The sequence below is a fragment of the Variovorax sp. GW531-E2 genome, assembly GCF_059423125.1.
In genome coordinates this window covers 67,135-75,507 of sequence record NZ_JBWKXQ010000034.1, presented here as the reverse complement: position 1 = coordinate 75,507, position 8,373 = coordinate 67,135, and the positions used below count along the sequence as shown (strand labels likewise).

The following is an 8,373-nucleotide window of genomic DNA, read 5'->3' as shown; positions in this document are numbered from 1 at the left end:
CTGGTACATGAGCCCCCTCCTCCTGCGAGCCATCAGCCCCCCGCATTGGCCCCGTCGAACGGCCCTTGCCTGCGCGTTGATGGCAAGTCTTGGCGCCACGGCGGAGCCGTCGCAGAACGCGGCGACCGTTGAACCCGCAAGCGATGCCGAGGTGCGACCCGGCGAACGACTGAGCACTTGGCTTCTGCGTCAACCAGAAGGCACTGCAGCGCCCGGGCTGGCATGGCGCGTACCTCAGGAGCGACTGGCCCAGCAGTTCCTGAAGAACACCCTGCTCGTGCGCCTCGAGGCGGCCAGCAAGCGCGCACCGCGCTCCGAGCAACTCGATCGGCTGAAGCTCATCACGTGGCTGCAGAACCTGCCGGTCACTGGCCGCGTGGCGCTGGGCATCGTGGACCCCCGCTGGCTGCAGGCACACCCGGATCAAGACCCGGTACTGTCGGCCAGCCAGCAGCTCGTGGCGCCCTCTCCACAATTGAAAACCATCGCGGTCGTCCGCCCCAATGGCGAGTTGTGCCACGTGGCGCACGAAGCCGGCCGGACCGCCTGGGACTACGTCATCGCCTGCGCCCCCAACACGACTCACGATTGGGCATGGGTGGCGCAGCCCGACGGCCGAACGTCCCGCGTGGGCATCGCCCCCTGGAACGGCCACCCCTCCGATGAGCCGGCACCCGGTGCATGGATCTGGGCAGCGCCGCGCGGCATGGCCGAACTGGTCGACGCATCGGAAGGCATCATCAAGTTCCTGGCGACACAGGGCCCTTCGCCTCAGACAGCAGCGCTGGGCACCACCACTGCCGCGCTTGCGGCTGCCAAGCCGGCCGCAACACTCAATACGGCCATTCCGCCGTCAGTTCCGCCGGAAAGCGTCATCTCGGTGCGTCCCGACGCCTCGGCCCCGCAATACAAGGCGCCTCGCACAAGCAGCAACGACTGGGGCGAAACCGGCCTGCTTCAGACGCCGACGGCACGCATGGGCGAGGCCGGTGATTTCCGTACGTCGATCAGCCACGTGTCGCCCTATACGCGACTGAACGTGATGTTCCAGCCGCTGGACTGGATGGAGGCCGGCTTTCGCTACACCTCCATCAGCAACCGCGCGTATGCCGCCAGCACCACTGGCCAGAGCAACAAGGACAAGAGCATCGACGTGAAGCTGCGGCTGCTGCGCGAATCCGCGTATGTGCCTCAGGTTGCATTGGGCTTTCGCGACCTTGGCGGTACCGGCCTCTTTTCGGCCGAATACCTGGTCGCCAACAAGCGCTACGGCGATCTCGACTTCAGCCTCGGCATCGGCTGGGGGTACCTGGGCAACAGCGGCAACATCCGCAACCCCTTGCTGGCCCTGAGCAATCGTTTCAGAACGCGCACGGTGAGTTCCGCAACGGGCGGTGAGGCGAACTTCAAGGCCTTCTTCCGAGGTCCAGCCTCCTTGTTCGGCGGCGTCGAATGGCGCACCCCCTGGGATCCCCTGACCGTCAAGCTCGAGTACGAAGGCAACAACTACAAGAACGAGCCTCAGCAGAACAACCAGGTTCAGCGCTCACCTTTCAACATCGGCCTGGAATATCGCTACTCACCCGGGGTCGCGTTTACCGCCGGCCTGGAGCGCGGCAACAAAGTGATGGTGGGCCTGACCCTGTCCACCAACATGGCGAGCATGCGGGCCAGCAAGCCCGCAGATCCGCCGCCGCCCCGCTTCACGCCGGAGGCGCCGGCCAATCCCCCCGGCTGGGCCGCCACTGCTGCGGAGATCCAGGCACGCACCGAATGGACCGTGCAGCGCATCGCGCCGCAAGGCGACAGCGCGCACGTCTGGATCACCGAAAGCCACACGGTGTACCGCGAAGCACGCGTTCAGCAGGTCATTGCCGTCATGCATCGCGATGCACCGGCGTCGATCAAGCACTTCATCCTTCACTACAACGAACGCGGACTCGCACTGCACACGCAGGTCGTCGATCGCAGCGAATGGGTGACGGCGCACTACCAAGCACAGACGCCCGCAGAACTGCGCGCCACGGACCAGCGCGACTACGCCCCGCCGCGCGGCCGGACCGAAGACGGGCTCTACGCGCCGGCATCGCCGCAGCGCACACCCACCGAGGCAACAACCGCCGCCATAGCATCGCCCGGCGAGACGCCGACCATGACGCCATGGGAACGGCGCACGGAAAGACTCACCTTCGGCCTGACCCCGAGCTTCTCGCAGATCCTCGGCGGCCCCGATGCCTTCATGCTCTACCAACTCGGCGTCTCAGCCACTGCGGAGTACCGCTTCACACCGAGCACCTGGGTGAACGCCGCACTGAACTGGCGCCTGATCGACAACTTCGACAAGTTCACCTACACGGCGCCCAGCAACCTTCCCCGCGTGCGAACCTACCAACGCGAGTACGCAACGACCAAGCGGTTGACGATGCCGGTGTTTCAGCTGACCCACGTGGGCCGACTGAACGAAGACCAGTACTACAGCGTCTACGGCGGCGCCCTTGAGTCGATGTTTGCCGGCGTGGGCGCCGAATGGCTCTACCGCCCGTGGCGCAGCAAGTTCGCCTTCGGCATCGACATCAACCACGTACGCCAGCGCGACTTCGCGCAAGACTTCGGCCTGCGCGACTACAAGGTCAACACCGGCCACGCCACGCTCTATTGGGACACGGGCTGGAACGGCGTGCAGGCCAGGATCAGTGCGGGTCAATACTTGGCGGGCGATCGTGGCGTCACCCTCGACATCAGCCGCCGCTTCGACAACGGCGTGACGATCGGCGCGTGGGCCACCAAGACCAACGTGTCCGCCGCACAGTTCGGCGAAGGCAGCTTCGACAAGGGCATCTACGTTTCCATCCCCTTCGACGCGTTGCTGCCGCGCTCGAGCAAGTTCACTGCGAACTTTGCCTGGGCTCCGCTGGTACGGGATGGTGGCGCCAAGCTGGGACGGATCAACCCACTGTTCGAGATGACATCGATACGGGATCCGAAGGCTTTCAGCTTCTCGCCGCCCGACGACAAAGCACCCAAGGCGGGGGACAACATCCTCGACTTCAAGCGGGCTCAGTAGGCGACGCCGGCTGAAAACAAAAGAGCCCCGATCCGGGGCTCTTGGTCTCAGCCCCCCCGGGTGAGTCGAGACGGGGAAAAATGAAACAGCTCTATCGAATCAGATTGCCACGACAATCTGATTCGGCGCGGATGGCTGGTTAGCTTCGTCCACCGCCGCAGCGCCAGCCGCCGCTGAGAGCGGCTGGGCACGGTCACGCACACGGTGACGCTCCATATGCACCCAATCCACCACCTCCGCATGAGGCCGGTAGCCGGGCAGCATCTGCGTCAGCGTCCGCTTCAACATCGGCACATCGCTGCTTTCGAGTGCCGCATTCAGCGTCTCGAACTGGCGCCAGAGTTCATTCCATGGCAGGCAGGGATCGTGTGCCTTCATGACACGAGGATGCGCTGTAGGCATCGCGCTGTCGCCAATCAGGAGCTCTTCGTAGAGCTTCTCACCGGGCCGCAATCCAGTCACCTGCAGCTCGATATCACCATCTGGCGAATGCTCGTCACGAACCGTACGCCCCGAAAGCTCCACCAGCCGACGAGCGAGGTCGATGATCCTCACCGGCTCACCCATGTCGAGCACGAAGACGTCACCGCCCTGCGCCATAGCGCCCGCTTGGATCACCAGCTGGGCAGCCTCGGGAATGGTCATGAAGTAGCGCGTGATGTCTGCATGCGTCAGCGTGATCGGACCACCCGCTTCGATCTGCTTGCGAAACAACGGCACCACCGAGCCACTGGAGCCGAGCACGTTGCCGAAGCGAACCATCGAGAAGCAGGTGTCCGAACTCTGCTGTGCCAGCCCCTGCAACGCCATTTCGGCGACGCGCTTGCTGGCCCCCATGATGTTCGTCGGCCGCACGGCCTTGTCGGTGCTAATCAGGACAAAGTTGGGAACCTTGCACTCCATCGCAATCCGCGCCGTCGTGAGCGTGCCCATCGCGTTGTTTCGCACACCCTCTGCCGGGTTGTGCTCGACGAGTGGCACATGCTTGTATGCCGCCGCGTGATAGACCGTGTCAGGGCGCCAGGCGCGCATCACTTCACGCAGCCGCGCCGCATCGCATACCGATGCGAGCAGCGGGACGACACGGACGTTCGGCGCCAACTGTTCCAGTTCCTGATGGATGCCATAGAGCGCGTACTCGCTCAGCTCCACAAGCAGCAGCGTGGAAGGCGACAGTTGAACGATCTGCCGACACAGCTCACTGCCGATGGAGCCACCGGCCCCGGTGACCAACACCACCCGACCACGGATGTGCTTGTGCAGTAGGTCTGCCACCGGCTCGACTGGATCCCGCCCCAGCAAGTCCTCGATGTCGACTTCAACCAGATCATTGACCTGCACCTTGCCGTTAGCCAAGTCGAGCAGCCCCGGAAGCATGCGTACATGCAGATGCAATGGCAACAACTGGTTCAGGATTTCAACGCGACGCCCACGACTGGCTGAAGGCATCGCCAAGAGCACGTCCGTGATGCCCCAACTGGCGGCATTGTTGCTAAGCCAATCCGAAGATTGAATGCGCAGGCCGTTGATCGTGTTGCCTTGGAGATGCAAGTCATCGTCAACGAAAGCTCGGACGACCATGTCCCGACTTTGGGCCAATGCCGCAGCCAGTTGCAACCCCGCGCTACCGGCGCCGTAGATCACAACCTGAGGTAGTTGCTTGCGCTGCAGGGCGCTCATGTAAAGCCCCCCCAACCAGTAGCGCGCAAACATGCGCGAGCCAGCGATGGCCAAGAACAAGAGCAAGGGCACCAACAGACCGACCGTGCGCGGCACCCCTCGCACACCGACCACCGCAAAGATCAACGCATAGCCGAGGCCAAAGAGTACGCACGCGCGCACGATCGCCATGACTGCGGCCGTTCCGGCATACCGAAAGATGGCTCGATAGAGCCCGAAAACCACAAAGAGGGGAAGCGCAAGGGCGACAGCCACCGCGACAGCTGACCACTGAACGCCGCGTGGAGCCATCCATTGCTCGAAGCGAAAGCTGAATGCCAACCAGACACACAGGACGCAGAGCATTGCATCAACCCCTAGAGCCAGCATGCGCTTCACGGGGCGCGGCAAGGCAAGCAAGGGCGCAGCCAGACGATTGATCACACTGAAAACTCCTGCGGCACCTACAGGGTGCCGCGCTGCAACAATTGTCCGTGAAGGGTACCCACCCCTTCCCCCCAATTCAGGGGATTCGCGACATTCAAAATGTCATTTTTTGTATCTTTTGCATCGACATGACTTTAGTCATAGAGCCGCTCATCAGCGTTTTGGATCGGCGGCCACTTTGGCAGCTATGACCGATTCGGGCCCAGAACGCTCACCGCTTGGCATACATCCACTGGGCGGTGACTCCAAGCGCCCTGACTACAATGCCCAAGACGTGCCTAGCCTTCAGCCCTCCCGTATAGATGACGCGATCCGATCGCCTCAACTAAGAAATGAGGGAATTTCTGTACGACACATGATTCATGCGAAACATGAAGTGCGCGGCACGCAATACGTTGAGTCTGACAACAGAGGCACAAGCCTTCGCAGGGAGCCAAGTCTCATGAAATCCGTTCTGGTGGTATGCATTGGCAACATCTGTCGCAGTCCCATGGGGGAAGCACTGATCGCTGCAGCATTGCCACAGGTTCAAGTCACGTCTGCCGGGACGGGCGCGTTGGTCGGTCACCCCGCAGATCCGATCGCACGCAAGTTGATGGCCGCACGCGGCATCGACATCGAGGACCACCGCGCACGCCAACTCACAGGGCAAATGTGCCAACAGGCCGATCTCATTCTTGCGATGGACGAAGCGCAACGGATCCACATTGGTCAACGCCATCCGCTGACCCGCGGCAAGTTGTTCCGGCTGGGAGAGGTTGCGCGCGTCGACATTCCCGACCCCTACCGCCTGGGCCTTCCAGCTTTCGAACACGCCCTGCAGCTCATCGCTGATGGTGCCCACGCCTGGGCTGAACGCATCCGCAAACTCTCATGACCCCTTCCGCTTCCACATCGGCCCCTTTGACACCCAACACGATTCGTCCGCGCGACGATGACGATGACGTCATCAACTTGTCCGAGTACTTCGACATCCTGCTTGACCGCAAGTGGCTGGTGGCAGGCGTCACGGCTGTGGCTCTTGGGCTTGGGCTTGCCTATGCGCTTCTGGCCACCCCAATCTATGAGTCCAACCTCTTGATCCAGGTTGAAGACTCAGCACCAGATTCCAAGAATTTTCTTGGTGATACGGCCAACCTCTTTGATGTGAAGACGCCCGCCATTGGCGAAATCCAGATCATCCGTTCGCGAATGGTCATCGGGGGCGCTGTGGAAGCGATGCGCCTGTACATCAACGCTCAGCCGCGCTATGTCCCCGTCATTGGCGAGTGGCTCTCGCGACGTTCCACGGAACTGTCAAACCCTGGCTTTCTGGGCATGGGGGGCTACGTTTCTGGCACCGAAGCTATCGACATTGCCAAGTTCGATGTGCCCTCTGCACTCGAAGATCAGCAGCCCTTCACGATCACTGCGCAGGCCGATGGCCATTACACGGTCTCGCACCCTGGCCTTCCTGAGCCATTGACGGGCACTGCTGGCAAGATGCTCAGTCAGCAAGTGCCTGGCGGCACCATCACGCTGATGGTTTCGCGGATCGACGGGAAACCAGGTGCCGAATTTCTTGTCTCGAGGGCGTCGTCCCTCGCCACGACTGAGAGCTTGCAAAAACGCGTACAACTCAGCGAGCAAGGCAAGCAATCGAACGTAATCAATGTCACCCTCGAAGGCAGTGACCGTGGTCGCCTGCGGCGCACGCTTAACGAAATCGGCGCACAGTATGTTCGCCAGAACGTTGAGCGCAAAGCTGCAGAGGCAGAGAAAACCATTGAATTTCTCGACCAACAGCTCCCGGAATTCAAACGTCAACTCGAAGATTCGGAAGACGTTTATGCTCGCTTCCGCAACAAGAACGGTACTGTCGCCTTTGACGAAGAAGCCAAGGCTGTATTGGGAATGTCGGTGCAGCTGCAAACCAAGCTGCTAGAGACCCAGCAACAACGGCGCGAACTGCTTGCGCGCTTTACGGAAACCAACCCGAAGGTCCGCATGGTGGATGGCCAGATTGCGGCCATCAACCACGAAATCAACGGCCTGGAAACTCGAGTGAGTGCCATGCCCGCCATACAGCGAGACGCCTTGCGGTTGGAGCGAGATGTTCGCGTCAACGGCGAACTCTACAAGTCACTGCTCAACAGCTCTTTGCAACTGCGTCTCGTCAAGGAAGGCAAGATCGGCAATGTGCGTCTGCTCGACACGGCCATCGAACCCAAGAGCGCGGTCAAACCTCAAAAGCCTCTGATCGTTGCGCTCGCACTGGTGCTCGGCCTTCTCGCAGGCGTGGCGCTGGCGATCCTGCGCACCAAGCTGTCGAGCGGCATCCGCAATCCTCAAGAGATCGAAGATCGGCTCGGCCTGAACGTCTACTCCGTCGTTCCATTGGCACTCGAGCAAGAAACGATCCTGGAGCACATTGCCGGCGGCGCGAAGGGCGTGCAACTGTTGGCCGTCACCTCACCCGAAAGCCTCGCCATCGAAAGCTTGCGCAACCTGCGGGTGTCCCTGCAGTTGACATTGATGGAGAGTGGCAACAACCGCGTGCTCATCACAGGGGCCACCCCTGGGGTGGGCAAGAGCTTCGTCTCGGGCAACTTTGCGGTCATCATGGCGCAGGCGGGCAAGCGCGTGTTGCTGATCGATGCCGACTTGCGAAAGGGTCACCTCCAAAAAGCATTTGGTCTCCCGCGCAAAGGTGGCTTGGCCGACGTCTTGGCAGGTGATATGCCTCCCGAGCAAGCCATTCACGGGCAAGTGATCCCCAACCTAGATGTTCTGACGACCGGAAACTATCCGTTCAACCCAGCCAACATGATGCTTTCGTCAAAGTTGGGCGAACTGCTGCACGACTTTTCGGAGCGCTACGATCTGGTTGTGATCGATAGCCCGCCCGTGTTGGTGGCGGCCGATGCTGCGGCGGTTGCAGCGCATGCAGGTGCCGTCCTGTTGGTTGCCCGTGACAACCTGACCCAACTCGGCGAACTGAATGAGAGCGTCAAACGCCTCGCACATGCGGGCCAGCAAGTCAACGGGGTGGTCTTCAACGGCATGGACCTCTCTCGCCGGCACTATGGCAGCTACGGCTACAAGTACGGCGGCTACCGATATACCGAGTACAAATACAAAGAGGCTTAAGCGTTCGCTCAATGAGCCAGTTCGGAGGGGTGAGGGGCGTCAAAGCACCTCCTCCTCGCGCCGAACCTCGACGA

4 protein-coding genes are annotated in these 8,373 nt (G+C 61.5%); 3 read left to right on the top strand and 1 reads right to left on the bottom strand.

Annotated features, from left to right (window positions below):
- Positions 1-7 precede the first annotated feature (7 nt).
- Positions 8-3,064: a YjbH domain-containing protein gene (locus AC07XP_RS19865; protein ID WP_495265627.1), complete on the top strand. Its 3,057-nt coding sequence runs from the start codon at positions 8-10 to the stop codon at positions 3,062-3,064.
- Between the two features lie 99 nt (positions 3,065-3,163).
- Here the strand turns inward: AC07XP_RS19865 and AC07XP_RS19860 are convergent, their stop codons facing one another.
- Positions 3,164-5,167, bottom strand: coding sequence for a polysaccharide biosynthesis protein (locus AC07XP_RS19860; RefSeq protein WP_495265626.1), 2,004 nt, complete (start codon positions 5,165-5,167; stop codon positions 3,164-3,166).
- A gap of 445 nt (positions 5,168-5,612) precedes the next feature.
- On the opposite strand from AC07XP_RS19860, the gene AC07XP_RS19855 reads away from it, so the two are divergent.
- Together AC07XP_RS19855 and AC07XP_RS19850 are read left to right on the top strand one after the other, a co-directional pair.
- Positions 5,613-6,047, top strand: coding sequence for a low molecular weight protein-tyrosine-phosphatase (locus AC07XP_RS19855; RefSeq protein ID WP_390346323.1), 435 nt, complete (start codon positions 5,613-5,615; stop codon positions 6,045-6,047).
- Positions 6,044-8,299: a polysaccharide biosynthesis tyrosine autokinase gene (locus tag AC07XP_RS19850; RefSeq protein ID WP_495265625.1), complete on the top strand. Its 2,256-nt coding sequence runs from the start codon at positions 6,044-6,046 to the stop codon at positions 8,297-8,299. The genes AC07XP_RS19855 and AC07XP_RS19850 overlap by 4 nt, the downstream gene beginning before the upstream one ends.
- Positions 8,300-8,373: the final 74 nt, after the last annotated feature.

Excerpts from the sequence above, each read along its gene's own strand:
- AC07XP_RS19865 (WP_495265627.1), top strand. The coding sequence starts at position 8 with ATGAGCCCCCTCCTCCTGCGAGCCATCAGCCCCCCGCATTGGCCCCGT.
- AC07XP_RS19855 (WP_390346323.1), top strand. The coding sequence starts at position 5,613 with ATGAAATCCGTTCTGGTGGTATGCATTGGCAACATCTGTCGCAGTCCC.
- AC07XP_RS19850 (WP_495265625.1), top strand. The coding sequence starts at position 6,044 with ATGACCCCTTCCGCTTCCACATCGGCCCCTTTGACACCCAACACGATT.